Raw genomic sequence first — 25903 nt, 5'->3', positions numbered from 1 at the left:
TCCTGACGCCACATCATAACGCTTGAAGGGCCCGCGCGGATCGCTCGCATTGCGGCTGCGCCGCGCATCGTCTATCCGGGCGACCTAGAACTCACTGATTTCAAGCAGGCGCCATGCAGGATCTGGTCACCGTCTTCGGCGGGTCGGGCTTCGTCGGAAGCCAGGTGGTGCGGGCGCTCGCCCGTCGGGGCCTGCGCGTCCGTGTCGCGGTCCGCCAGCCGCATCTGGCCCACACCATGCGCCTGATGGGCGACGTCGGTCAGATCGAGGTGGTCCAGGCCAATGTCCGCGTCGCCGATTCCGTGCGCCGGGCGCTGCAGGGCGCGGTGGCCTGCGTGAACCTGGTGGGCGTGCTCTACGAAACCGGCCGCCAGAAGTTCCAGGCCGTCCACGTGGACGGGTCGCGCAACGTCGCCGCCATCGCCAAGGAACTGGGCGTCGAGCGCCTGGTGCAGATCTCGGCCCTGGGCGCGGACGAGGCCTCGACCTCGAAATACGCCCGCACCAAGGCCGCCGGCGAGGCCGCGGTGCGCGCCGCCTTCCCCGAAGCCGTGCTGGTCCGGCCTTCCGTCGTGTTCGGCGCCGGTGACGACTTTTTCAACAAGTTCGGTGAGATGGCCGCGATCAGCCCGGTCCTGCCATTGATCGGCGGCGGGGCGACCAGGTTCCAGCCGGTGTTCCTGGGCGACATCGCCAAGGCCGTGGCCAAGGCGGTCTCCGAGCCCGGCCACGCCGGCAAGACCTATGAGCTCGGCGGCCCGGCGGTCTTCTCCTTCCGCGAGATCCTGGAGCTGATCCTGAAGGAGACCGAACGCAAGCGCATCCTCCTGCCCCTGCCCTTCCCGATCGCGCGGGTGATCGGCGTGCTGTGCTCGCCCCTGGCCGCCTTCACGCCCTGGGCCCCACCGCTGACGGCCGACCAGGTCGAGCTCCTGAAGACCGACAATGTGGTCTCCGGCGCCTATCCGGGCCTGGCGGACCTTGGGATCGAGGCGACCACGGTCGAGGCCATCCTGCCGACCTATCTCTACCGTTTCCGCAAGGGCGGCCAGTTCGCCGACCTGACGGAGTCGGTCGCGGTCTAGCTGCCCGCGAACTGCAGGACGCCGAGACCGATCAGGCCCACCGCGATCCGCCACCAGCCGTAGGGCGTCAGACCGAAGCGGGCGATGAAGCCCAGCATGGTCTTCACCACCAGGACGGCGGCGACGAAGCTGACCACGAAACCGACGGCGATGACGCCCAGGTTGTCGGCGGTGAGCACGTCGCGGTTCTCCCAGAAATCGAGCGCGAAGGCGCCGACCATGGTCGGAATGGCCATGAAGAACGAAAACTCGGTCGCCGCGCGGCGGTCGATGCCGATCAGCGCGCCGCCGACGATCGTCGCGCCGGAGCGCGAGACGCCGGGCACGATCGACAGGCATTGGAACAGCCCGATCCCCACCGTGCGCCAGAAGGACAGCGCCATGGCGTCGTTCTCGCGCGGCCGCGGCGACCAGCGGTCGACGACGATCAGCACCACCCCGCCCAGGATCAGAGACACGCAGATCAGCGGGGCGCTCTCGAACAGCACGTTCTTGATCAGGTCGTGCAGGGCGAAGCCGACGATGGCCGAGGGGATCACGGCGATCACCACACTGGCGGCGAACCAGCGGGCCTGGGGATCACTGGGCAGGCGCAGGAACACGCTCCAAAGCCTTTGGAAATAGAGCACCACCACCGCCAGGATCGCGCCCAGCTGGATCATGACGCTGAAGGTGTCCCAGAAGCCGTCCGGGAGGCCCAGCAGGCTCTTGGTCAGCAGAAGGTGGCCCGTGGAGGAGACCGGAATGAACTCCGTCAGGCCTTCAACGAGGCCGAGGATGACGGCGTAGATCCAATCGGCCACGGCGGAACTCCTTACTGGGACAGGGTGGGACAAGGCGGCGAACAGGGTAAATATGGCGTTTATCCAATTATTGTACTAAATGCCGCTTCGAGGAGGCCGTCGGAGGGTCTTCCTGCCGATTCGCCTCGCTATATGGTCTAATTTATGGATCATGTGGTTTTCCCATGGCCGGTTCTTCTGTAGAAACCTGCCGCGCCCAGGTCGGGCGGGAGGCGCCGCCATGGCCGAACGGATGCTGAAATTCACCACCGTCGAGCGGACCACGCCGGCCAAGCGCGCGGCGACCGCGCGCACAGGCGACTTCCACGAGATCTATGCTGACTTCATCGACGCCAAGGCGGCCGAGCAGGCCTCGCGCTGCTCGCAATGCGGCGTCCCGTTCTGTCAGACCCACTGCCCGCTCCACAACAACATCCCCGACTGGCTGCGGATGACGGCGGAAGGACGGCTGGAAGAGGCCTATCATCTGTCCCAGGCGACCAATTCCATGCCCGAGATCTGCGGTCGCATCTGCCCGCAGGACCGGCTGTGCGAGGGCTCCTGCACCATCGAGCAGTCGGGCCACGGCACCGTCACCATCGGGGCGGTGGAACGCTATCTGACCGACAAGGCCTGGGAGGAAGGCTGGGTCGCCCCCCTGCGCGCCGGCCCCCTGCGCGGCCAGTCGGTGGGCGTGATCGGCGCCGGCCCGGCGGGCCTGGCGGCGGCCGAGCGCCTGCGCGAGGGCGGCTATGAGGTGACGATCTATGATCGCCACGACCGCGCGGGCGGCCTGCTGATCTACGGAATCCCCGGCTTCAAGCTGGAGAAGGAGGTGGTGGAGCGCCGCACCCGTCGCCTGGCCGAGGGCGGAATCGCGTTCAAGCTGAACTTCGAAGTCGGCCGCGACGCCACCCTGGAGCAGCTGCGCCAGCGCCACGACTCGGTCCTGATCGCCACCGGAGTCTACGCCGCCCGTGACCTGATCGTCCCCGGCGCGGGGTCGGCGGGGGTGACCCCAGCCCTCGACTACCTGATCGCCTCGAACCGCACGGGCCTGGGCGACAGCGTGCCGGGCTTCGAGAGCGGCGAACTGAACGCTGAAGGCCGCGACGTGGTCGTGGTCGGCGGCGGCGACACCGCCATGGACTGCGTGCGCACCGCCGTGCGCCAGGGGGCGAAGTCCGTCACCTGCCTCTATCGGCGCGACCGCGCCAATATGCCGGGCTCGACCCGCGAGGTCGCCCACGCCGAGGAAGAAGGCGTGGTGTTCGAATGGCTGGCCGCGCCCCGCGCCGTGCTGGGCGAGGCCGATCAGGCCGCCGGCCTGCGCGCCGCGCGCATGCGCCTGGGCCCGCCGGACGCCACCGGCCGCCAGTCGCCCGAGGAAGTGGAGGGCGGCGCCTTCGACCTGCCGGCCGACCTGGTGATCAAGGCCCTGGGCTTCGATCCCGAGGACCTGCCGCGCGGCTTCGACGCACCTGGCCTGGCGGTGACCCGCTGGGGCACCGTGAAGGCCGACTTCAAGACCATGGAGACGACCCTACCGGGCGTGTTCGCCGCCGGCGACATCGTGCGCGGCGCATCCCTGGTGGTCTGGGCGATCCGCGACGGCCGCGACGCCGCCGACGCCATCCATTCCTACCTTCAGGCCAAGGTCAGCGCCCCGGCGCTGGTCGCGGCGGAGTGAAGCCCATGAGCGATCACCTTTTTCCCGCTCATCCCGGCGAAGGCCGGGACCCAGGTGAAGCCCACCAAGCGCCCCGGATGAATCTGGGTCCCGGCCTTCGCCGGGATGAGCGGAGTGGGGACACCGAGCGCTATCTTGCGAACCGCCAGCGCCTCATCGAAGGCCACGCCTACAACCCCGCCGACGAGCGCGACGCCTGCGGCGTGGGCCTGGTCTGCGCCCTGGACGGCCAGCCGCGCCGCGAGGTGGTGGAGCTGGCCATTCGCGCGCTGAAGTCCGTCTGGCACCGGGGCGCCGTCGACGCCGACGGCAAGACCGGCGATGGCGCGGGCATCCTGCTGAGCGTTCCGCAGGACTTCTTCGCCGATCAGGTCGCCCGCATCGGCCACACCGTGCGGCCGGGCGCCATCGCCGTGGGCCAGGTCTTCCTGCCGCGCAACGACCTGGGCGCTCAGGAGGCCGCGCGGACGATCGTCGAGGCCGAGGCCCTGCGGTTCGGCTTCTACATCTATGGCTGGCGCCAGGTGCCGGTGGACACCTCGGTGATCGGTGAGAAGGCCAACGCCACCCGGCCCGAGATCGAGCAGATCATGCTCTCACCGCCCGCCGGCCTGTCGGGCGAGCCGCTGGAGCGCGCCCTCTTCCTCTGCCGCAAGCGGATCGAGAAGCGCGTCGCCGCCGCGGCCATCCGCGACTTCTACCTTTGCTCCTTCTCGGCTCGGCAGCTGATCTACAAGGGCATGTTCCTGGCCGAGCATATCGACGAGTTCTATCCCGACCTGAAGGACGAGCGGTTCTCCGCGGCGGTGGCGATCTTCCACCAGCGCTATTCCACCAACACCTTCCCGGAATGGCGGCTGGCCCAGCCGTTCCGGATGTTGGCGCACAACGGCGAGATCAACACCGTCAAGGGCAACATCAACTGGATGAAATCCCACGAGATCCGCATGGCGGCCGACGCCTTCGGGGAACTGGGCGACGACGTGAAGCCGGTGATCCAGCCCGGCGGGTCGGACAGCGCGGCGCTGGACAACACCTTCGAGGTGCTGGTCCGGGCCGGGCGCGACGCGCCCATGGCCAAGGCCCTGCTGATCCCCGAGGCCTGGAACGCCCGCTCCGACGAGCAGATCAGCCCGGCCCACAAGGCGCTCTACGCCTATTGCAACGCGGTGATGGAGCCCTGGGACGGGCCCGCCGCCATCTGCGCCAGCGACGGGCGCTGGGTGGTGGCCGGCAAGGATCGCAACGGGCTTAGGCCCCTGCGGGTGGCCTATACCGACGATGGCCTGCTGATCATGGGCTCCGAGGCGGGCATGTGCCGGGTCGACGAGGCCCGGATCGTCAGGAAGACCCACATCGCGCCCGGCCGGATGATCGCCGTCGACCTGGCCGAGGGCCGGCTCTACGCCGAGGACGAGATCATCGACCATCTGGCCGAGCGCCACCCCTACGACCAGTGGCTGGGCAACATGGTCGACCTGGAGGCCCAGATCGGCGCCGGGCCCGAACCCCGCGCCTATGGCCGCGAGGAACTGGTCCGCCGCCAGGCCGCCGCCGGCATGAGCCTGGAGGACATCGAGTTGATCCTCGCCCCGATGGTGGAGGACGCCAAGGAGGCCGTGGGCTCCATGGGCGACGACGCGCCCCTGGCGGTGCTGTCGGACCAGTACCGGCCGCTCAGCCACTTCTTCCGCCAGAACTTCAGCCAGGTGACCAACCCGCCGATCGACTCGCTGCGGGAAACGGCGGTGATGAGCCTGAAGACCCGGTTCAAGAACCTCGGCAACATCCTGGCCCAGGATGAGGCCCAGACCGACGTCTTCGTGCTGGAAAGCCCGGTGCTCACCACCGGCATGTACCAGCGCATCCTCGGCTTCATCGGCGAGAAGAACGTGGCGGTGGTCGACTGCACCATGCCGATCCCGGCGGCCGAGGGCCGGCCGGGCGACGCCCTGCGGGCCAATCTCGACCGAATCCGCGCCGAGGCCGAGGACGCAGCCCTGCGCGGCTGCGCCACCATCGTGCTCACCGACGAGGCCTGCGGTCCCGACCGCGTGGCCTTGCCTATGATCCTGGCGACCGGCGGGGTGCATTCCTCGCTGGTGGCCAAGGGCCTGCGCTCCTACGTCTCGATCATCGTCCGCTCGGCCGAGTGCCTGGACACGCACTATTTCGCCGTGCTGGTGGGCTGCGGCGCCACGGCGGTGAACGCCTATCTGGCCCAGGAAAGTTTCCAGGATCGCCTGGAACGTGGCCTGACCGGCAGCCTGACGCTCCGCGATCTCTGCCTGAACTTCAAGCACGCCATCGAGGGCGGGCTCTTGAAGATCATCGCCAAGATGGGGATCGCGGTGATCTCGTCCTACCGCGGCGGCCTGAACTTCGAGGCGGTGGGCCTCAGCCGCGCCCTGGTGGCCGAGTTCTTCCCGGGCATGCCCTCGCGCATCTCCGGCATCGGCCTGGCCGGTCTCGAGGCCAAGGCGGTGGACCTGCACCGCAAGGCCTGGGACCCGGCGGCGGTCAGCCTGCCCGTCGGCGGCTTCTACAAGGCGCGCCGCGCCGGGGAGAGCCACGCCTTCGAGGCGCGCATGATCCACACCCTGCAGGCGGCCTGCGACACCGGCGACTACGGGACCTACAAGCGCTTCAGCGACGGCATGCGGCGCATGCCGCAGATCCAGCTCCGCGACCTGCTGGACCTGCGCTCCAGCGAGCGGCCGGTCAGCCTGGACGAGGTCGAGAGCGTCAACGAGATCCGCAAGCGCTTCCTGACGCCGGGCATGAGCATGGGCGCCCTCAGCCCGGAGGCTCACGGGGTGCTGAACATCGCCATGAACCGCATCGGGGCTAAGAGCGTCTCGGGCGAGGGCGGCGAGGATAGTGCGCGCTACAAGCCCCTGCCCAATGGCGACAACCCCAACTCGGCGGTGAAGCAGATCGCGTCGGGCCGGTTCGGCGTCACGGCCGAGTACCTGAACCAGTGCCGCGAGATCGAGATCAAGGTGAGCCAGGGCGCCAAGCCCGGTGAAGGCGGCCAGCTGCCCGGCTTCAAGGTCACCGAACTGATCGCCCGGCTGCGCCATGCGACGCCGGGGGTGATGCTGATCAGCCCGCCGCCGCACCATGACATCTATTCCATCGAGGACCTGGCCCAGCTCATCTACGACCTGAAGCAGATCAATCCCGACGCCCGGGTCTGCGTGAAGCTGGTGGCCATGACCGGCATCGGCGCCATCGCGGCGGGGGTGGCCAAGGCCAAGGCCGACGTGATCCTGATCTCCGGCAATGTCGGCGGCACGGGTGCGTCGCCCCAGACCTCGATCAAGTACGCGGGCGGGCCGTGGGAAATGGGGCTTTCCGAGGCCAACCAGGTCCTGACGCTCAACAACCTGCGCCACTCCGTGCGGCTGCGGGCCGATGGCGGCATGCGCACGGGCCGTGATGTGGTGATCGCCGCCATGCTGGGCGCCGAGGAATACGGCATCGGCACGGCCAGCCTGATCGCCATGGGCTGCATCATGGTGCGGCAGTGCCACTCCAACACCTGCCCGGTGGGGGTCTGCACCCAGGACGAGGCCCTGCGCGCCAAGTTCTCCGGCAGCCCGGAGAAGGTGATCAACCTCTTCACCTTCATCGCCGAAGAGGTCCGCGAGATCCTGGCGGGCCTGGGCTTCCGGTCGCTGACCGAGATCGTCGGCCGCACCGACCTGCTGCAGCAGGTCTCACGTGGCGGCGAGCACCTGGACGATCTCGACCTGAACCCCCTGCTGGTCCGGGCCGACCCCGGCCAGAACAAGCCCTATTGCGTGGTCGAGGGCCGCACCGAGGTGCCCGACACCCTGGACGCCCAGATCGTCCGCGACGCCGCGCCCCTGCTGGAGCGGGGCGAGAAGATGCAGCTCACCTACACGGTGCGGAACACGGCGCGGGCCATCGGCGCGCGGACTTCGTCCCATATCGTGCGCAAGTTCGGCATGGACGGGCTCGCGCCCGGCCACCTCACGGTCCAGCTCAAGGGTTCGGCCGGCCAGAGTCTGGGGGCCTTCGCGGTCCAGGGCCTGCGCATCGAGCTCACGGGCGAGGCCAACGACTATGTGGGCAAGGGCCTGTCGGGGGCGACCATCGTCATCAAGCCCTCGCCGCACCTGGCGGCGCCGGAGGCCAACGCCATCCTCGGCAACACCGTACTCTATGGGGCCACGGCCGGACGCCTGTTCGCCGCGGGCCTGGCGGGCGAGCGGTTCGGGGTGCGCAATTCCGGCGCCGTGACCGTGGTCGAGGGCTGTGGGGCCAACGGGCTGGAATACATGACCGGCGGCCGGGCGGTGATCCTGGGGCCGGTGGGCTTCAACTTCGCCGCCGGCATGACCGGAGGCATGGCCTATGTCCTCGACCTGCACGACCGCTTCGAGACCATGCTCAACACCGACAGCGTGGTGATCCAGCGGATCGGCACCCACGCCTGGGAGCAGGATCTCAAGGCCCTGGTGGAAGAGCACGCCCGCGAGACGGGGTCAGCCTTCGCCGCGGGAATCCTGCGCGACTGGGACCGCTATCTCGGCAAGTTCTGGCAGGTGGTCCCAAAGGAAATGGTCCACCGCCTCGACCTGCCCCTGGCCGAGGAAGAAGCGGTGCATCACCGGGCCTAGTAACTCAGCAGGTTGTTGAGGTCGTCATAGAGGTCGCGCCAATCGGTGTTCGTTTCCTCGATCAGGCGTAGCTTCCAGGCGCGTCGCCACTCCTTGATTCGGCGTTCGCGGCGGAAGGCGTTCTCGCGTTCCTCGAAGGCTTCGAACCAGACCAGCTTGTCGACGCCATACTTGGCTGTGAAGCCAGCGCGCGCCTTCTCCTTGTGCTCGAACACCCGCTTGGCGAGGTCGTCGGTCGACCCTGTGTAAAGCGTTCCGTTCCGCTGGCTCGCCAGAATGTAGGTGTAGAACAGCGCGCCCTCCTCCGCTCATCCCGGCCTTCGCCGGGATGAGCGGGGGAAGGAAGGCCTAACCCCCCTCCACGTCCACCCCCACATACCGCGCCCGCGGCCGGATGAGCTGGTCGGTCTGGCCTTGCTCGATGGCGTGGGCGATCCAGCCGGCGCAGCGGGCGACCGCGAACAGGGCGAAGGGCGCGTCCTTGGGGAGCTTCAGGGTCTCGGCCAGGGAGACCAGGGCGAAGTCCACATTGGGGGCCAGGCCGGTGGCGGCGGTGACCGCGCTCTGCAGGGCCCGCAAGTCCGGCGTGGGGGTGAACCGTTCCAGCAGGGCCTCGGCCCGGGGATCGCTCCGCGGATAGAGGTTGTGGCCGAAGCCGGGGATTAGCCGGTCCTCGGTCAGCAGGGCTGCGACGGCCGCGCGCGGGCTGGTGGCGGCGGCCTGGGCGGCGAAGCTCTGGCAGGCCGCCGCCGCCCCGCCATGCCGAGGCCCCGAAAGCGCCGCCAGGCCCGCCAGCGCGCTGGCCGCCAAGGAGGCCCCCGTCGAAGCCGCCACGCGCGCCGCGAACGTCGAGGCGTTGAGCTCATGATCGGCCAGCAGCACCAGGGCGCGGCGAATCAGGTCTGCGCCGGTTCCGCCTGGACCCAAACCCCAGGCCAGGGCCAGCCGATTGGCGATCGCCCCGCCGCCCACCTGGCCGGCAACCGCATCGGTCAGCACGTCCAGCAGGGTGGCGGCCTCGACCGCCAGGGCCATGGGATTGCGGCCCCGGGCCGGCGGATCGACCCCGGCGCGGGCGGCCAGGGCCAGGAACGCCCGCGAGCGCATGTCCGGCCCCTCCGGCGGGCTGGGCCGATCGGTTCGCTTCAGCGCCACCCCGTGGCCGCCGCGTAGCAGCCGGGCCACGGCCTCCAGGGTCTCGGTCTCGGAAAGCGTCACCGCGTCGCGACCGCGATAGTAGAGCCGTCCGCCGGAGATGGTGGTGATGGCCGACGCCAGGACCGGCTCGCCCCAGGCTATGGCGCCGGCGGCGACCTCGGCCACCTTGCGGCTGCGGGTCTTGCGGTCGGTCAGGGCGGCGATGTCGGCGGCCCGATAGAGGCTGCGGCGAGGGTCGCGGGGGTCGACACGGACCTGGACCCGCCCCCGGCTGACATAGGCGTAGAGAGTCTGGGGCCGGACGCCCAGGCGCTCCCGGGCCTCGTCGGCGGCGATCCAGTCGGTCTTGGCAGTTTGGGTGGTCATATATTGATTATATTGATCAAGATTGACGCATCCAGCTTGGCGGCAAATATCACGGCAAGCAAGAGGAGATGCGCCATGTCCGATGGCCTTGAGAACGTCGTCGCCGCCGAAACCGTGATGTCGGAAGTCGACGGTCAGCGCGGCGTGCTAATCATCCGCGGCCGGTCGCTGGACGACCTGGCCGGCCGCACCCGGTTCGAAGAGGTGGCCCGGCTGCTGTTCGACGGCTTCTTCGACGACCTGCCCGATGACCTGACCGAGGGCCTGGGCGCAGCCCGCGCCGAGGTGTTCGGCGAGGTGGCGGCCCTGGACACCGGCCTGATGGACCGCAGCCCCATCGAGGCCATGCGGGCGCTCACCGCCAGGCTGGCTGACGGCGACGACCTGGCCACAGCCCTGCGCCTGATGGCCGCCCCGGCGGTGTTCACCGCCGCTGTGGTCCGCGCCCAGGCCGGCGAGGCCCCCATCGCCCCCGATCCCGGCCTGACCCACGCCGCCGACATCCTGCGCATGACCCGGGGCGGGGTTCCGACCAAGGCCGAAACCGAGGCGCTGGACACCTATCTGGTCACGGTCAGCGACCATGGACTGAACGCCTCCACCTTCGCCGCCCGGGTGATCGCCTCGACGCGGGCGGGCCTGACCTCGGCCGTGGTCGGCGGAATCAGCGCGCTGAAAGGTCCGCTGCACGGAGGCGCGCCGGGCCCGGTCATCGACATGCTGAACGAGATCGGCCGCCCGGAGAACGCGCGTCATTGGATTGAACAGGCCCTGGCCCGCGGCGACCGGCTGATGGGGTTCGGCCACCGGGTCTACCGGGTGCGCGACCCCCGCGCCGACGCGCTCAAGGCCGCGGTGCGCAAGCTGCGCGAGGGCTCCAACAGCCAACCCGCGCGGGTGGAGTTCGCCGAGGCCGTGGAGGCCGCGGCCCTGGCCATCCTCAAGGAGCACAAGCCCGACCGCGCCCTGGACACCAATGTGGAGTTCTACACCGCCCTGTTGCTGGAGGCCCTGGCCTTCCCGCCGTCCGCCTTCACCTGCGTCTTCGCCATGGGCCGTGTCGCGGGCTGGGTCGCCCACGCCCGCGAACAGGTGGCCGGCGGTCGCCTGATCCGTCCGCAGTCGCGCTATGTGGGGCCGACACCCTTGAAGGCGGCTTAGTGCGACATAGAGACCCTAGGTTGAGAGTCATTCTCTGTGGGATCGGCTGAAGGCACGCATTAGACAGGCGGGATGAACCCCGCCCAAGGCCTTACGACCGCCGAGACCGCCAGGCTGACCCGAGGGGTCACCCTGCTGTCGATCGCCGTCGCCCTGGTGCTGGTGGCGATCAAGGCGGTGGCCTGGCGGGCGAGCGGCTCGGTCTCGCTGCTGGCCTCCATGGCCGATTCCGGCCTCGACCTGCTAGCGTCCCTGGTGACCTTCTTCGCCGTGCGGTACGCGGCCGCGCCGCCCGACGCCGAGCATCGCTTCGGCCATGGCAAGGCCGAGGCCTTCGCCAGCCTGGTGCAGGCCGGCCTGGTCTTCGCCTCGGCGGCCCTGATCGGCCAGGAGGCGATCCGCCACATGCTGGAACCTCATGAGCTGCGACAGGAAGGGCTGGCGATCGGCGTGATGGCGATTTCCACCGTCCTGACCGGCGGCCTGATCGCGGCCCAAAGCTGGGTCCTGCGCCGCACCGCCTCCGTCGCCGTAGCCGGCGACCGGGCCCACTACGCCACCGACCTGGCCTCCAACGCCGTGGCTCTGCTGGGCATCGGCGCGTCGGTCTGGCTGGGCGTCAACAATCTCGACGCCGCCGCCGCCCTGGTGATCACCGCCCTCCTGCTCTGGGGCGCGGTCAGCGTGTTCCGCGAGGCTTCCAACCAGCTCCTCGACCACGAGCTCCCGCAGGAGGACCGCGACAGGATCGTCCGGCTGGTCACGTCCGACCCGAGGCTGACAGACGTCCACCAGCTACGCACGCGCGCGTCGGGCCCCTATGTCCACATGCAGATGCACGTGGACCTCGATCCCAACCTGTCGCTCGAGGATGCTCACGCCGTGCTGGTCGCTGCCGAGAAGCGCGTGCTGGAAGCCTTCCCGCGCGCGGACATCCTGATGCATCCCGACCCGCGCGGCGCGGCCGAACCGCACGGCGGCGCATTCGCGGAAACGACTCTCGGTAAACGCGCCCTTAACGTGGACGAGCGATAGTCCGCCACCTGATGAGCGCAGAACGCACCCTTCACCACTTTCCGCTGGACCCGGCCTCGCGCCAGGTGCGTCTGGCCCTGGGTGAGAAGCGGCTGGCCTTCGCCGAGGAGCCGGCCCGCTACTGGGAACGCCCCTCCGAACTGATCGCCATGAACGCCTCGGGCCTGACCCCGGTCCTGACCATCGGGACAGGCCGCGACCGGCTGGTGCTGTGCGAGAGCCGCGCCATCCTCGATCATCTGGAAGAGGCCCATCCCGAGCCGCCGCTGCTGGGCCGCGAGCCCGCCGAACGGGCCGAGGCTCGGCGCCTGCTGCAATGGTTCGACCGCAAGTTCGACTACGAGGTCGGCGGCTTCCTGCTGCACGAGAAGATGGAAAAGCGGCTGTTGGGGCTGGGGTCGCCCGACCTGGCCGCCCTGCGCCAGGGCCGCGACGCCCTGCGCCAGCACCTCGTCTACGTGGAAGGCCTGCTCGGAACCCGCGACTGGCTGGCCGGCAAGCGCCTCTCCCTGGCCGATTTCGCCGCCGCCGCCCACCTCTCGGTGATCGACTATTTCGGCGACGTGCCCTGGCGCGACTTCCCCGCGACCAAGACCTGGTACATGAAGCTGAAATCGAGGCCGGCCTTCCGGCCCCTGCTGACCGATCGTTGGCCCGGCCTCGCGCCGGCGCCGCATTATGACGATCTCGACTTCTGATCCACGCAAAGACCTGATCGCCGCCAAGGCCGTCGAGCTCGGTTTCGACGCCTGCCGGTTCGCCGACGTGACCCAGGCCTGGCCGGCCGGCGAGCGGCTCGCCCTGTTCCTGGATCAGGGCCGCCACGGCGAGATGGGCTGGCTCCAGGAGACCGCCGAGCGCCGCAGCCATCCCCGCGCCATGTGGGCCGGCGCGCGCACGGCGATCCTGCTGGGGACCAACTATGGCCCGGATTCGGACCCCCTCGCGGCCCTGGAGCGCAAGGATCGCGGGACGATCAGCGTCTACGCCCAGGGCGACGACTATCACGAGCTGATCAAGGGCCGGCTGAAGCAGCTCGCCGGCTGGATGGTTGCGAAGTTCGGCGGCGAGCTGAAGGTTTTCGTCGACACCGCCCCCCTGATGGAGAAGCCCCTGGCCGAGCAAGCCGGGCTGGGCTGGCAAGGCAAGCACACCAACCTGGTCAGCCGCGAGTTCGGCTCCTGGCTGTTCCTGGGCTCGATCCTCACAGAGCTGGAGCTCACCCCCGACGGCCCCAGCGGCGGGTCCTGCGGCCAGTGCCAGGCCTGCCTGGACATCTGCCCGACCAAGGCCTTCCCGGCGCCCTACCAGCTCGATGCGCGGCGCTGCATCTCCTACCTGACCATCGAGCTGAAGGGGCCGATCCCGCGTGAGTTCCGGCAGGCGCTGGGCAACCGCATCTATGGCTGCGACGACTGTCTGGCGGTCTGCCCCTGGAACAAGTTCGCCGCGGTGGCGCGCGAACAGCGGCTACACGCCCGCGACGCCCTGCGCGCGCCGCCCCTCGAGGACCTGGCCGCCCTGGACGACGCCGCCTTCCGCGCCCTGTTCGCCAAGAGCCCGGTCAAGCGCATCGGCCGCGACCGCTTCGTGCGCAACGTCCTCTACGCCATCGGCAACTCGGGCGAGGCGCGGCTGACGGCTGCGGCGGAGCGGCTGCTGGGCGACCCGTCGCCCCTGGTGCGCGGCGCGGCGGTCTGGGCGCTGTCGCGGCTGCTGGATGCGGCGGCGTTTGAGGCGATGCGGGCGCGAACGGTGGAGACCGATTCCGATGTCCTGGCGGAGTGGGTTCGCCACAGCACCGCTCACCCCGGCGAAGGCCGGGGCCCAGGTGAAACCCACGATGCGCCGTAGATGAATCTGGGTCCCGGCCTTCGCCGGGATGAGCGGATTATGTTTGCCAGTCCGGCACAGCCTCGTTCGCCTGCGCGGCCTTGGCGCTTTTGAACCCGTCGCGCCCTTGCAGCCGCGCCCAGTACGCGGCCACCGCCGGGCTGAACCGCTCGTGCAGCCCCAGGGTCTCCGCCAACAGCAGCGCATAGCCGACAGAGATGTCCGCCGCCGTGAACCGCCCGGCGCAGAGGTGCTCGGCGCCCTGCAGGGCCGTGTCCACCGCCCGCAGCCGGGCCATGAACCAGCGGCCATAATCCTCCGCCACCTGCGGATTGCGCCGCTCCTTGGGCTCCAGCCGCGTGTAGCGAAGCACGAGGGTCTGAGGGAAGGTGAGCGTCGCCTCGCCCAGATAGAGCCAGTTCAGCCAGGCCCCGTAGGCGGGATCGTCCGGGCCCACCAGCAGCGGGCCGCCGTGCTTGACCGTCAGGTACTGGACGATGGCCGAGGACTCGGTCATCCGCGTCGCCCCGTCGACCAGCAGGGGAATTGTGCCCAGCGGGTTCTCGGCCAGGTACTCCGGCGCGCGGACCCTGGGCGGAAACGGCAGCAGCTTCAGCTCATAGGGAACACCAAGCTCCTCCAGGGCCCAGAGGGCGCGGAAGGAGCGGGCGTCGGCGCAGTGGTAGAGGGTGAGCATCAGTCGGCGTAGGCGGCGGCGCGCTTCTGCATGTTGGCCATCACAGCCTCGACCTGGTTGGGCGAACCGATCAGGGCGGTCTGCTCCTGGCTCTCGGCCAGCAGGATGGCGTGCTGGTCGGCGTCCGGCGCCATGTCCAGCAGCCGCTTGGCGCCGCGGATGGCCGTGGGGCTCTTGCCGGCGATCTCGGCGGCCAGGGCCAGGGCCTCTGCATAGGGATCGGCGCAGACGCGGGTGGCGAAGCCCATGCGCAGGGCCTCCTCGCCGTTGAACTGGCGGCCCGTATAGGTCAGCTCCCGGGCCACGTCGTCGCGCACCAGGCGCTTCATTAGCACCAGGCCGGCCATGTCGGGGACCAGGCCCCACTTGATCTCCATGACCGACATCCGGGTGTCGGCGGTGACGAAGCGGATGTCGGCGCCCAGCGCCAGCTGGAACCCGCCGCCGAAGGCCACGCCGTGGATCGCGGCGATCACCGGCACGGCCTGTTCGCGCCAGACCATCACCGCGTGCTGGGCGCGGTTGGAACCGCCGGGCGTGCGCTTGGTGGTGACCAGGGTCTCGCCCGTGGACGACTGGCCGCCCGACCGTTCGCCGGAGGCCATCTTGCCGAAATTGCCCATGTCGAGGCCGGCGCAGAAGGCGCGGCCTTCGCCGGATAGCACGATGGCGCGGACGCCCGGCCGGGTCTTCAGCGCCTCGCCGGTCTCGATCAGGGCCGAGAACATGGCGTCGTCTAAGGCGTTCATCTTGTCGCCGCGGACCAGGCGGACATCGGCCACGCCGTCCTTCAGCTGCACCTTGATGCGGTCTTCCATGAGGCGCTCCTTCAGGCCTTGCCGACGCGATAGCCGGCGCGGGGAAAATGGATGTGGGTCTTGCCCAGTTCGGGCGTCTCGCGGGCGATGACCACCCGTTCGGGGGTGGCGGCGACCAGGGTTCCGGCGACGGGGTCGCGGCCGTAGTCGTCGGCGGCGACGGTCACCGGCGCGCCCACCGCCAGGGCCTGCGGATCGGCGTGATCGTGAACCGGCGGCGGGGCCGGTTCGGCGTCGTGGGCGACCTGGAGGGCCTGCGCCCCGGTGATTTCGCGGCGGGTCCCGTGGCCGATGGCGGCCACCCGGTCGCGCCAGGCCTGGGTGCGCGGCAGGCCGCTCAGCAACCCATAGGCGACGGCGGGCAGGCTGCGGGCCAGGAACCACAGGTTCATATAGGCGGCGATGTCGGAGAGCCCGGGCGCGGCGCCGTCGAGCCAGTCGCTACGCGCCAGGCCCGCCTCGATCCAGGCCGCCTGGGCGCGCCACTGGGGCCGCATGACGCCGGCCGCGGCCTTCATGGCGGCGATGTCGAACGGCCGACCGGACAACTTCTCGCGGTCCAGGATGAACTCGCGCGAGGTCGCGTCGCCCAGCTCTCCGAAGATGATCGGAACGGTGACGCCGAAGAACAGCCGGTCGGCCCAGAAATTGACCGCCCAGCCGGCCCCGGAGACGCTGGCCGGCCTGGGGGCGCGCGCCTCGATCTCGGCCAGGATGATCTGGGTGTCGCAATAGATGTCGGCGCCCACCTGCATCACCGGGATGCGGCGATAGCCGCCGGTCAGCGGGACCAGGTCGGGCTTGGGCATGATCACCGGGGCCTGGACGGAGTCCCAGGCCAGCGCCTTCAGGCCGAACATCAGCCTCACCTTCTCGGAGAAGGGCGAGGTGTCGTAATGGTGCAGGATCAGCCCGGTCATGGTGGTCCCTCGCGCGCGCGTCTGGCGGGCCGCTGGCCTTACGCTGTCACGGATCTGGCCGCGAGAACACTCTGACCCGACGTCAGCCGGGCTTGCCGTCCTCGGCCAGGACGGCGATGGCCGGTTGGCCGGTGAGGCTCTCCAGGATCGGCGCCTCGGCGTACTGGGCGTCGCGTTCGTCCAGCTGGCGGCGGATGTCGGCGTGACGCCCCGCGTCGAGCCGCCAGCCGATCACGCAGGCCCCGCCCAGCATCACGAAGACGATGGGCCCGAGGATGAAGGTGAACTCCAGGCTTCGGATCGCGGCCGGCGTGTTGGTCGCCCCCTCGGCGGCCACATATCCCAGCCAGCCCAGCAGCGGGAAGGTCAGGACGATGGCGAAGGCCGCGGCGATCTTCGCCGCCAGCGTGTTCAGCGCATAGATCAGGCTGATCTGCTCCTGGCCCTGGTCCAGCCGCACCTCGTCGCCGACGTCGGCCAGCATGGCGCGGATCATCAGGTCGAAGCCCGCCGCCATGAAGCCGCACCAGAACATCATCGGTATGCCCGCCGCCATGCTGGCCTTGGGCAGGAACAGGATCGTGCAAAGGCCAAGCGAATAGGCGGTGGTGGTGGCCATCAGGGTGCGATGCTTGCCGAACCTCATGGCCAGGCGCGCGGTGGCCGGAGCGCCGGCGATGCCCGCCACCACGTAGATCAGCAGCAGGATCGAGGCCTGTTCGGAGGTGTAGCCCCGGGCGTCCGTGAAGAAGAACAGGTAGAGCGCGCTCATCCAGCCGGGGCCCAGGGTGAGCGCCATCTGGGCCAGGACCAGGCGGACCAGGTCGGGCTTGACCAGCAGGGCCCAGAGATCCTTCAGGTTCAGGTGGGCGCCTTCCCGGGCAGGGGCGATGTGCTCGGGCGTGCGCAGGCAGACCAGGGCGACCGAGACCGGGACCAGCCAGAAGATGAACCAGCCCATGGCCTGGACGCCTTCCGCCTCAGACCGGCCGGAGGCGCCCGCCGCGATGGGGATCATCAGCACGGCCACGGCGCCCAGCACGCCGACGGTCGCCACCATCCCGAACACCCGCGAGCGCTGGTGATATTCAGTGGCCAAGGTCGCGGCCCAGGCCAGGTGGCCCAGGGTGACGATCGAAATGCCCAGATAGAGCACGAACAGCCAGCCGATCAGGTAGGCCGCCCCGATCCCCGCCGGGGCCAGGAACAACGCATAGACCGAGGCCATCAGGATCGGCGCCCCGATCACCAGCCAGACGCGATAGCGCCCGAACCGCGTGCGGGTGCGGTCCATGACCATGCCCAGCGCCGGGTCGACCGCGATGTCCAGGAACCGCACCACCGCCCAGGCGATCCCGATAACGCCCAGACTGACCCCCAGGTGGCTGGCGAAATAGGCCGGCAAATAGACGGCCACGGCCACCGCCAGGGCCCACAGCGGCAGGGCGGCGGCGGAGAACGACAGCACGATGGGCGCGGAGAGCGGGCGCCCCGGAGGGCCGGCGTCCTGGATCAAGGCGTTCAAGTCTCCCGCGGCGACATCGCCAGATGACCGGGTTCCTTTGGGGAAGATCAAGCGCCGATTTTCGATCTCGGAGTTTGCGCGGGCCGATCAAATCCGGCATGGTTCCGTACAATGTAAATTGAAGGGGACCGCCATGAACCGCGACGCGGAGTTCGACATCATCGTCTATGGAGCCACCGGGTTCACCGGCCGGCTGGTGGCCGAGTACCTGGCCCAGCGCTACGGCGTCGGCGGCGAGGTGAAGTGGGCCATGGCCGGGCGCAGCGCCGACAAGCTGGCCGCGGTCCGCGACGAGATCGGCGCGCCCAAGGACACCCCTCTGGTGGTCGCCGACGCCGAGGACGCCGCCTCGCTCAAGGCCATGGTCGACCGGGCCAAGGCGGTCCTGACCACGGTCGGACCCTACCAGCTCTACGGCGACGCCCTGATCGCCGCCTGCGCCGAGGCGGGGACCGACTATCTGGACCTTTCGGGCGAGCCGAACTGGATGGCCGCCACCATCGCCGCCCACCACGAGACCGCCAAGCGGACTGGCGCACGAATCCTGCACTCGGCGGGCTTCGATTCCATCCCCTTCGAGCTGGGCGTGTTCTTCGCCCAGGAGACCGCCAAGGCGAAGCTGGGCGGACCCGTTCCGCGGGTGAAGGGCCGGGTGCGGTCCATGCGGGGCGGCCTGTCGGGCGGCACCGCCGCCAGCGGCCGGGCGACCATGGCCGCGATCATGAAGGACCCCAGCCTGATGGCCTTGATGGCCAATCCCTTCGCGCTTACCCCCGGCTTCACCGGCCCGGAACAGCCGCGCGGCGACCAGCCCGAGCACGACCCGGACATGGACGCCCAGGTCGGCCCCTTCATGATGGCGGCGATCAACACCAAGAACGTCCATCGCTCGAACCTCCTGATGGGCCATCCGTACGGGACGGACTTCGTCTATGACGAGATGAGCGTGGTCGACCCCAAGGCGCCGGCGAGCTTCGCCATGAGCGCCGAGGGCGGACCCCAGCCCGGCGAGGGCCCCAGCAAGGAAGAGCGCGACGCCGGCTTCTACGACCTGGTGTTCATCGGGATCGCCAAGGACGGACGCAAGGTGAAGGTCAGCGTGCATGGCGACCGCGACCCGGGCTACGGCTCGACCTCCAAGCTGATCGCCGAGACCGCCATCTGTCTGGTCAAGGACGCCCCCGAAGTCGGAGGCGGGGTCCTGACCCCCGGCGCGGCGCTTGGAGGCCGCCTGGTCGATCGCCTGCAGAAGAACGCCGGCCTGACGTTCAAGGTCGAGACGGCCTAGCAACCGCGGACAGGTCCCTTCTCCCCTTGCGGGAGAAGGGGGCCGTTCGGAGAACGGTCGGATGAGGGTCTCTCGGAACTCTCCGGCCAGCTTTCGTCCAAGCTGCAACCCCGATGTCAGACGGATAGGGCTTTCGACCCCTCATCCGACCCCGCTCTCGCGGGGCCACCCTCTCCCGCAAGGGGCGAAGGAGCGCGCATGCCCGCCTGTGACCCCATGATGTCACCTAAGTAAACTTTATGTAACCAGGTTAATGAACTTCCTGTAATACTCTTAAATCTCTGTCATTACTCCGACTTAACAAGACTTCGAGAAACGTCGGGTCTATCTCGTTGGTCATCGGCCGCCGCGGCGACCAGCAACGGGAGAAACCAGATGTTCAAGTCCACCCTCGCCGGCGTCGCCACCCTGGCCCTCGCCATCATCCCGGTCGCCGCCCTCGCGACGGCCGCCCACGCCGCCCCGGTCACCATCCGCGCCGCCGACATCGACACCCTCAGCCCCGAAGGCGTCCAGGCCTTCCACCAGCGCGCCGAGGCCGCCGCCCGCAAGTTCTGCCGCGCCGAAACGCTGAACCAGCGCAGCCTGGTCGCCAACGCCCGCTGCATGGAAGCCGTCCGCGTGGAAATCTCGGAGAAGTTCGCGGCCCGCAACACCGCGCTCGCCGCCCAGCGCCAAGCCAACACCCTGGCCAGCCGCTAACCGCCGCTGTCAGCCCCCCGTCCGGACCCGGCTCCCCCCAGGTTCGGACTCCCAAGGCCCGCCGCCCCACGGCGGGCCTTTTCATGTCTGGATGTCGGGCGCTGAGCAGATGCTCCCCTCCTGGGGGAGCTGTCAGCGAAGCTGACTGAGGGGGACTTTGACTCTCTTCGGTGGACGTGCGCCCCCTCCCCCAAGAGGGGAGGATCTAATCACCCCTCACCGATACCGGATCAGGGCTTCCTGCGCCGCCGAGGCGACCAGCTTGCCGGCGCGGTTGAAGATCGAGCCGCGGTTGAAGCCGCGGCCGGCCGAGGCCGAAGGGCTGTCCTGGACATAGAGGTGCCAGTCGCTGAAGTCGGTGGCCTGGTGGAACCACAGGGCGTGGTCGAGGCTCGCCACCTGCAGCCGGCCCTCGCTCCACAACACCTCATGCGGGCGCAGGGAGGTGTCCAGCAGGGTCATGTCGGAGGCGTAGGCGAGCGCGCACTGGTTGATCGCCACGTCGGCGGGCAGGGGGTCGCGGGCCCTGAACCAGACCGACTGGGTCGGCTCCATCTTCGGGGCCTTGCCGTGCGGCATGGGATCGACCGGGCGGACCTCGATGGGCCAGGTGCGGCGGGGGGTCTCGTCGCCGGCCGCCTTGCGCAGTTCGTCCTCGTCCATCAGCCCGTCGGGCCCGGGCGGGGTGGGCATCTCGATCTGGTGTTCGAACCCGGTCTCCGGGACCTGGAAGGAGGCGGCGAGGTTGAAGATCTGCTGGCCGTGCTGCAGGGCCACCACCCGGCGCACCGCGAAGCTGCCGCCATCGCGCACCCGCTCCACCTTCAGCAGGATCGGGATCTTCGGGTCGCCCGGCCGGATGAAATAGGCGTGCATCGAGTGGCAATGACGCCCGTCGATGGTGCGGTAGGCCGCGGTCAGGGCCTGGGCGATCACCTGGCCGCCATAGATGCGGCGGGTCTCGCCCTCCGGGGTGTGGCCGCGGAACATGTCGAGGTCGATGGGCTCGATGTCGAGGATGCGGACCAGCTCGCTCATGATCAGAACGCCGCCGCCGGCAGGTCCTTGAACCGAGGCAGGACCTTGTCCTTGTCCGACAAGGTCGGCTCGCCGGTGAGTCCCCAGTCGATGGCCAGGTCCGGATCGTTCCAGATGATCCCGCCCTCGGTCTCCGGCGCGTACTGGCCGTCGACCTTGTAGAAGAGCTCGCAATCGTCGGTGAGCGTGCAGTAACCGTGGGCGAAGCCGCGCGGCACCAGGATCTGCTCGCCGCCCTGCGCGGTGAGCGTCGCGCCCACCCACTGGCCGTAGGTCGCCGAGCCCTGGCGAATATCCACGGCCACGTCGAAGATCGCGCCCTTCAGCACGCGGACCAGCTTGGCCTGGGCGTGGGGCGCCTGCTGGAAGTGCAGGCCGCGCACGGTGCCGGCCTTGGCGCTGAAGGCCTGGTTGTCCTGTACGAAATCGTGGGCGAGCCCGGCCTGCTCCATCACCCGGCGGCTCCAGGTCTCGGAGAACCATCCCCGCCCATCGCCATGGCGCTTGGGCGTGATAAGCAGGACTTCAGGGATCGAGAGCGGCGTAATCGACGTCATGGCGGTCCGGGAGCTTTGGAAAACCGCCACCGCATGGACGAGCGCGCGCAGGAAGACAAGGCAAAGGCGCCCCTTATCACCGTATGCGTGATCGCCTGGAACTCAGGGCCCACCCTGCGCACCTGCCTGGAGCATCTGGCCGCCCAGAGCTTCACCGACTTCGAGACCCTGGTTATCGACAACCAGTCGCCCGATCCCGGCGACGCGGTGATCGCCCGGGCCTTCCCCGGCATGCGGCTGATCGAGAACGCGGAGAACCTGGGCTTCTCCGGCGCCGGCAACCAGGCCGCTCGCGAAGGACGGGGAAGATGGCTGGTCTTCCTCAATCCCGACGCCTTCGCGGCCCCCGACTGGCTGGCCGAGCTGGTGGCGGCCTCGGCGCGCCATCCCACCGTGCGCTCCTTCACCTCGCGCCAGCTGATGGACGAGGATCCCGCCCTGCTGGACGGCCTGGGCGATGTGATGAGCGGCTACGGCATCCCCTATCGCGGCGGCTATCTCTCCAAGTGCCCCGACCAGATCCCGGAGGGCGAGGTCTTCTCCCCCTGCGGCGCGGCGATGATGATCGATCGGGCGCTGTTCCTGGAGCAGGGCGGCTTCGACGAGTTCTTCTTCTGCTATTCCGAGGACGTGGACCTGGGCTACCGGCTGCAACTGGCCGGCGAGCCCACCATCCTGGCGCCCAAGGCGGTGATCCGCCATGTGGGCTCGGCCTCCACCGGCGGCCGCAAGTCGGAGTTCGCGGTCTTCCACGGCACCCGAAACCGCTTCTACGGAGTCTATAAGGACACCCCCTGGCCGCTGCTGCCCATCGTCGTGCCGCTGCACCTGCTGGCGGTGGCCTACATCTCCTCGCGCCGCGAGAACTGGCCCCACGCCCACATCGTCTGGCGCGCCTTCAAGGCCTCGCTGAAAGGCCTGCGGACCATCCTGAAGAGCCGCCGCGAGGTCCAGGCCCGCCGCCGCGTCTCCGCCTGGGCCATCGCCCGGGCCATGACCTGGAACCCCCGCGACCTGACCGGCCGCCGCCCGGTCATTCGCCGCGTGCGGCCCAATCGACCAGGCGAGCCATGAAGGCCGCCCCGCGCTCCATCTGCGAGCGCTCGACATACTCATTGGCCTGGTGAGCCTGGTCGATGGAGCCGGGGCCGCAGATCACCGTCGAATATCCCGCCTGCTGGAACTGGCCGGCCTCGGCGGCGTAGGGCACCACCCGCGGCGGGCCATTGTCGCCGGCCAGGCGCCGGGCGAAAGCTTCGGCCGCCCCGTCCTTCTCCACCGCCATCCCAGGCGTGCCGGAGCGCTGCGCGATCCGGGCGCCCGCCTCGGGGAAGCGGGCCTTGAGGCCTAGGTCCACGGCCGCGACCTCGGCGAAGAACGGCTCGAGGATCTTCAGCGGATCCTGGCCGGGCGGGCAGCGCACGTCGAACTGGAAGGCGCATTCCCGCGCCAGGATGTTGCCGGCCGTGCCGCCGTGCAGGATGCCGATGGTGAGCGTCGTGTGCTTGGGGACGAAGGGCGAGGCGGGATCGGCGTCCCGCTCCAGCCGCTCGGCCAGGGCCGACAGCGAGGCCATCAGCTTCACCGCCTCCATGATCGCCGAGACGCCCAGATGGGTCTGGCTGGAATGGGCTTCCTTGCCGGTCACCGTGACGGTGAAGGTGGAGATGCCCTTGTGTCCGCTGACCGCCACCATGTCGGTCGGCTCGCCCACCACCACCAGGGCCGGGCGCGGCAGCTCGGCGGCGATCATGGCGATCAGGTCCGGCGCCCCCAGGCAGCCGATCTCCTCGTCATAGGAGAAGGCCAGATGGACGGGCATGCGGGGCTTGGCGGCGACGAGGTCCGGCACGGCGGCGAGGGCCAGGGCCAGGAACCCCTTCATGTCGCAGGTCCCGCGCCCGTAGATCCGCCCGTCGCCCTTGGGCGTCAGGACAAAGGGATCGGTGACCCAGGCCTGGCCGTCCACCGGCACCACGTCGGTATGGCCCGACAGCACCACCCCGCCCTCCACGGCGGGTCCTACCGTGGCCAGCAGGTTCGACTTGGTCCCGTCGTGGTTGGGAACCCGCCGGTGCGCCACCCCATGGCCGTCCAGATAGGCCTCGACCCACTCGATCAGGGCCAGGTTGGAGAGCCGCGAGGTGGTGTCGAACGAGACCAGGCTCGCAAGGATATCGATGGCGCGGGGCGTCAGGGCTTCGGCTGTGGGCATGGCGCGGACCCTAGCCCCGACGACGGCGCGCCTCCAAGCGATGACCCGACTCGGCGAGCAGGAACTTGACGGTCAGCCCAAAGTCGGGGCTTTGAGCGGCGCCATGATCCTGACCCTCTCCTGTCCCGACCAGCCGGGCATCGTCGCCCGCGTCTCCAGCTTCCTCTATGAGCGCGGGGCCAACATCCTCGACGCCCAGCAGTATGACGACGTCGAGACCGGCCATTTCTTCATGCGGGTGGTGTTCGCCGCGCCCGGCGCGGATCTCGACGCCCTGCGCGGCGACTTCGGCGACCTTGCCCAGGGCTTCTCCATGCGCTGGAGCCTGCGCGATCCGAGGATCCGCCAGAAGGTGATGATCCTGGCCAGCCAGCAGGACCACTGCCTGGCCGACCTGCTCTATCGCTGGCGGCGCGGGGAGCTGCCGATGGACATCGCCGCGGTGGTGTCGAACCACCCCAAGGAGACCTACGCCAATCTCGACATGCGCGATGTCGCCTTCCACCACATGCCGGTGACCCGCGCCACCAAGCTGGAACAAGAGGCGGCGATCTGGAAGCTGATCCAGGAGACCGGGACCGAGTTGGTGGTCCTCGCCCGCTACATGCAGGTGCTGTCCGAGGGCCTGGCGGCCAAGCTGGAAGAGCGCTGCATCAACATCCACCACTCCTTCCTGCCGGGCTTCAAGGGCGCGCGGCCCTATCACCAGGCCCATGAGCGCGGCGTGAAGGTGATCGGCGCCACCGCCCACTACGTCACCGCCAATCTCGACGAGGGCCCGATCATCGAGCAGGACGTGGAGCGCATCAGCCACCGCGACACGCCCGCCGCCCTGATCCGCAAGGGCCGCGACATCGAGCGCCGGGTCCTGGCCCGCGCCGTGCGCTGGAAGCTGGAGGACCGGGTGCTGCTGAACGGGGCCAAGACCGTGGTGTTCACGGACTGAGGCAACGCCCTGGACTGCCGGCACGGCAGGCGCCTAGCCTCCCTGCAAAGTCCAGGGAGGACGCCATGGCCGACGAGCCTATCTTGCTGATCGACGAACCCGCGCCGCATGTTCGTCGGCTCACCCTCAACCGCCCCAACAAGCGCAACGCGTTGTCAAACGCCCTACGGGCCGAGATCTACAGCGCCCTGGAGGCCGGCGACCGCGATCCCGAGGTGCGGGTGATGATCGTGCGAGGGGCCGGGACCTGCTTCTCTTCCGGCTACGACCTGGCGGGCCTGGGTGAGCTGCCCTGGCATACGGCCGGAAACCAGGGCCAGTGGGCGCGCCACGTGGTCGAGGGCTGCTTCAAGGTCTGGGACCTGGCCAAGCCGGTGATCGCCCAGGTGCACGGCTGGTGCCTGGCCGGAGGTTCGGAACTCGCGACCTCCTGCGACCTGGTCTATGTGGCCGAGGACGCCCAGATCGGCTATCCGGCCGTGCGCACCATGAGCCCCGCCGACAACCATTCCCACGCCTGGCTGATGGGGATGCGGGCGGCCATGGAGCAGATGCTGACCGGGGACTCCATCGATGGGAACGAGGCCGTGCGGCTGGGCTTCGCCAATCGCGCATTCCCTGTCGATCGCCTTGAGGAGGAGGTCTTGGCCATGGCGATCCGCGTGGCCAAGGTCGACCCGGAACTGGCCCAGCTCAACAAGCGCGCCGTGCACCGTCAGATGGAGGCCATGGGCATGCGCACCGGCATCCGGGCGGCCACCGACGTCCATGCCCTGGGCTGGCACACCAAGGCTTCGCGCGAGTACATGGCCCAGATGCGCCAGGGCGTGACCCAGGCGCTCACCGCCCGCGACAGCGCCTTCGGCGACTACCGGACCGGTGACAAGGCGTAGTATTTACATAGTAAGTGAATAGGGCGAAGGTCGCGCGATCAGCCCTGGAGTCGCCCCGTGACCGACCTCGTCCTCGCCATAGTCCACCACCTGCTGGTCTTCGCCCTGGCCGCCATCCTGGCTTTCGAACTGGCCATGGTCCGGCCCGGCCTGGCGGGCGCGAGTCTCAAGCGCCTGGGCGTGATCGACCTGCACTATGGCATGGTCGCGGGCCTGATCTTGGCGGTCGGGTTCGCCCGCGTCTTCCTGGGGGTGAAGGGTCCCGACGCCTATCTCGGAAACTGGGTGTTCTGGGCCAAGATCGCCGCCTTCCTCGTGGTGGGGATGCTGTCCGTGCAGCCGACAATTCGCATCGCCGGGTGGCGGCGCGCGGCGAAGGCCGAACCCGCCTTCGCCTTGACCGCCGAGCAGGCGGCTTCGGTACGCGGCTTCATCGTCGCCGAACTCGCCATCTTCACCCTGATCCCCGCCTTCGCCGCCGCCATGGCTCGGGGTTACGGGCTGTAGGACGACCAGATCCTCCCCCAGCGCGCAGCGCGGTCTGG

23 protein-coding genes are annotated in these 25903 nt (G+C 69.4%); 13 read left to right on the top strand and 10 right to left on the bottom strand.

The annotated features are described in order from the left end of the window. Positions 1 to 113: 113 nt before the first annotated feature. Positions 114 to 1085: a complex I NDUFA9 subunit family protein gene (locus V6M51_RS08240; protein WP_332766209.1), complete on the top strand. Its 972-nt coding sequence runs from the start codon at positions 114 to 116 to the stop codon at positions 1083 to 1085. Here V6M51_RS08240 and V6M51_RS08235 read toward each other — a convergent pair. After that, positions 1082 to 1888 (bottom strand): undecaprenyl-diphosphate phosphatase, encoded by an 807-nt coding sequence (locus V6M51_RS08235; protein WP_332766207.1) that lies wholly within the window; start codon positions 1886 to 1888, stop codon positions 1082 to 1084. The two genes, V6M51_RS08240 and V6M51_RS08235, sit on opposite strands and share 4 nt — an antisense overlap. Positions 1889 to 2108: 220 nt before the next feature. Between V6M51_RS08235 and V6M51_RS08230 the strand changes: the two genes are divergently transcribed. Together V6M51_RS08230 and gltB are read left to right on the top strand one after the other, a co-directional pair. Then, a complete protein-coding gene (locus tag V6M51_RS08230; RefSeq protein ID WP_332766205.1) occupies positions 2109 to 3557 on the top strand; it encodes an NAD(P)-dependent oxidoreductase in 1449 nt (482 codons plus the stop codon). Between the two features lie 77 nt (positions 3558 to 3634). Further along, positions 3635 to 8206 (top strand): glutamate synthase large subunit, encoded by a 4572-nt coding sequence (gene gltB, locus V6M51_RS08225; RefSeq protein WP_332766204.1) that lies wholly within the window; start codon positions 3635 to 3637, stop codon positions 8204 to 8206. Here gltB and V6M51_RS08220 read toward each other — a convergent pair. Together V6M51_RS08220 and V6M51_RS08215 are read right to left on the bottom strand one after the other, a co-directional pair. Further along, positions 8203 to 8499 carry a GIY-YIG nuclease family protein gene (locus tag V6M51_RS08220; RefSeq protein ID WP_332766309.1) on the bottom strand — a complete coding sequence of 99 codons (297 nt, stop codon included), beginning with the start codon at positions 8497 to 8499 and terminating at the stop codon, positions 8203 to 8205. The two genes, gltB and V6M51_RS08220, sit on opposite strands and share 4 nt — an antisense overlap. Before the next feature lie 55 nt (positions 8500 to 8554). Next, positions 8555 to 9730: a citrate synthase gene (locus tag V6M51_RS08215; protein ID WP_332766203.1), complete on the bottom strand. Its 1176-nt coding sequence runs from the start codon at positions 9728 to 9730 to the stop codon at positions 8555 to 8557. Positions 9731 to 9805: 75 nt separating this feature from the next. On the opposite strand from V6M51_RS08215, the gene V6M51_RS08210 reads away from it, so the two are divergent. The 4 genes from V6M51_RS08210 (at position 9806) to queG (ending at position 13780) form a co-directional block, all read left to right on the top strand. Beyond that, positions 9806 to 10891, top strand: coding sequence for a citrate synthase/methylcitrate synthase (locus V6M51_RS08210; protein WP_332766202.1), 1086 nt, complete (start codon positions 9806 to 9808; stop codon positions 10889 to 10891). A 72-nt stretch (positions 10892 to 10963) separates the two neighbouring features. Continuing rightward, a complete protein-coding gene (locus V6M51_RS08205; protein WP_332766201.1) occupies positions 10964 to 11926 on the top strand; it encodes a cation diffusion facilitator family transporter in 963 nt (320 codons plus the stop codon). A gap of 11 nt (positions 11927 to 11937) precedes the next feature. Continuing rightward, a complete protein-coding gene (fzlA, locus tag V6M51_RS08200; RefSeq protein WP_332766200.1) occupies positions 11938 to 12624 on the top strand; it encodes an FtsZ-binding protein FzlA in 687 nt (228 codons plus the stop codon). Continuing rightward, positions 12605 to 13780: a tRNA epoxyqueuosine(34) reductase QueG gene (queG, locus tag V6M51_RS08195; protein WP_332766199.1), complete on the top strand. Its 1176-nt coding sequence runs from the start codon at positions 12605 to 12607 to the stop codon at positions 13778 to 13780. The genes fzlA and queG overlap by 20 nt, the downstream gene beginning before the upstream one ends. Positions 13781 to 13817: 37 nt before the next feature. On the opposite strand, the gene V6M51_RS08190 is transcribed toward queG, so the two are convergent. From V6M51_RS08190 to V6M51_RS08175, 4 genes are all read right to left on the bottom strand, one after another. Beyond that, positions 13818 to 14456, bottom strand: a complete 639-nt coding sequence (locus tag V6M51_RS08190) for a glutathione S-transferase family protein (RefSeq protein ID WP_332766198.1) — start codon at positions 14454 to 14456, stop codon at positions 13818 to 13820. Next, positions 14456 to 15274 carry a crotonase/enoyl-CoA hydratase family protein gene (locus V6M51_RS08185; RefSeq protein ID WP_332766196.1) on the bottom strand — a complete coding sequence of 273 codons (819 nt, stop codon included), beginning with the start codon at positions 15272 to 15274 and terminating at the stop codon, positions 14456 to 14458. The genes V6M51_RS08190 and V6M51_RS08185 overlap by 1 nt, the downstream gene beginning before the upstream one ends. Positions 15275 to 15285: 11 nt before the next feature. Beyond that, a complete protein-coding gene (locus tag V6M51_RS08180; protein WP_332766194.1) occupies positions 15286 to 16194 on the bottom strand; it encodes a glutathione S-transferase family protein in 909 nt (302 codons plus the stop codon). Between the two features lie 82 nt (positions 16195 to 16276). Beyond that, a complete protein-coding gene (locus V6M51_RS08175) occupies positions 16277 to 17710 on the bottom strand; it encodes an MFS transporter (RefSeq protein ID WP_332766192.1) in 1434 nt (477 codons plus the stop codon). Between the two features lie 142 nt (positions 17711 to 17852). Here V6M51_RS08175 and V6M51_RS08170 point away from each other — a divergent pair, with 142 nt between their 5' ends. Both V6M51_RS08170 and V6M51_RS08165 read left to right on the top strand, forming a co-directional pair. After that, positions 17853 to 19007: a saccharopine dehydrogenase family protein gene (locus tag V6M51_RS08170; protein WP_332766190.1), complete on the top strand. Its 1155-nt coding sequence runs from the start codon at positions 17853 to 17855 to the stop codon at positions 19005 to 19007. A 375-nt stretch (positions 19008 to 19382) separates the two neighbouring features. After that, positions 19383 to 19709 (top strand): UrcA family protein, encoded by a 327-nt coding sequence (locus V6M51_RS08165; protein ID WP_332766188.1) that lies wholly within the window; start codon positions 19383 to 19385, stop codon positions 19707 to 19709. 216 nt (positions 19710 to 19925) lie between these two features. On the opposite strand, the gene V6M51_RS08160 is transcribed toward V6M51_RS08165, so the two are convergent. Both V6M51_RS08160 and rfbC read right to left on the bottom strand, forming a co-directional pair. Then, the gene (locus V6M51_RS08160; protein WP_332766186.1) at positions 19926 to 20747 is read right to left on the bottom strand and encodes an acyl-CoA thioesterase; all 822 of its coding nucleotides are present in this window, start codon (positions 20745 to 20747) and stop codon (positions 19926 to 19928) included. 2 nt (positions 20748 to 20749) lie between these two features. Then, the gene (gene rfbC, locus V6M51_RS08155) at positions 20750 to 21304 is read right to left on the bottom strand and encodes a dTDP-4-dehydrorhamnose 3,5-epimerase (RefSeq protein WP_332766185.1); all 555 of its coding nucleotides are present in this window, start codon (positions 21302 to 21304) and stop codon (positions 20750 to 20752) included. A gap of 33 nt (positions 21305 to 21337) precedes the next feature. Here rfbC and V6M51_RS08150 point away from each other — a divergent pair, with 33 nt between their 5' ends. Further along, a complete protein-coding gene (locus V6M51_RS08150) occupies positions 21338 to 22378 on the top strand; it encodes a glycosyltransferase family 2 protein (RefSeq protein ID WP_332766184.1) in 1041 nt (346 codons plus the stop codon). Here the strand turns inward: V6M51_RS08150 and argE are convergent. Next, positions 22338 to 23519: an acetylornithine deacetylase gene (gene argE, locus V6M51_RS08145; RefSeq protein ID WP_332766183.1), complete on the bottom strand. Its 1182-nt coding sequence runs from the start codon at positions 23517 to 23519 to the stop codon at positions 22338 to 22340. The genes V6M51_RS08150 and argE overlap by 41 nt on opposite strands. 103 nt (positions 23520 to 23622) lie before the next feature. On the opposite strand from argE, the gene purU reads away from it, so the two are divergent. The 3 genes from purU (at position 23623) to V6M51_RS08130 (ending at position 25865) form a co-directional block, all read left to right on the top strand. Continuing rightward, complete coding sequence (purU, locus tag V6M51_RS08140; protein WP_332766182.1) at positions 23623 to 24465, top strand: formyltetrahydrofolate deformylase; 843 nt, start codon at positions 23623 to 23625, stop codon at positions 24463 to 24465. 65 nt (positions 24466 to 24530) lie between these two features. Next, on the top strand, positions 24531 to 25358 hold the full coding sequence (locus tag V6M51_RS08135) for an enoyl-CoA hydratase-related protein (protein WP_332766180.1): 828 nt from the start codon (positions 24531 to 24533) through the stop codon (positions 25356 to 25358). A gap of 57 nt (positions 25359 to 25415) precedes the next feature. Further along, positions 25416 to 25865: a DUF2214 family protein gene (locus V6M51_RS08130; RefSeq protein ID WP_332766178.1), complete on the top strand. Its 450-nt coding sequence runs from the start codon at positions 25416 to 25418 to the stop codon at positions 25863 to 25865. Positions 25866 to 25903 lie beyond the last annotated feature (38 nt).

It is taken from the genome of Phenylobacterium sp. (assembly GCF_036677185.1).
Classification (GTDB): Bacteria; Pseudomonadota; Alphaproteobacteria; order Caulobacterales; family Caulobacteraceae; genus Phenylobacterium.
Note: the sequence above shows the minus strand (reverse complement) of the source record. Positions and strands in the feature narration are given on the sequence as shown.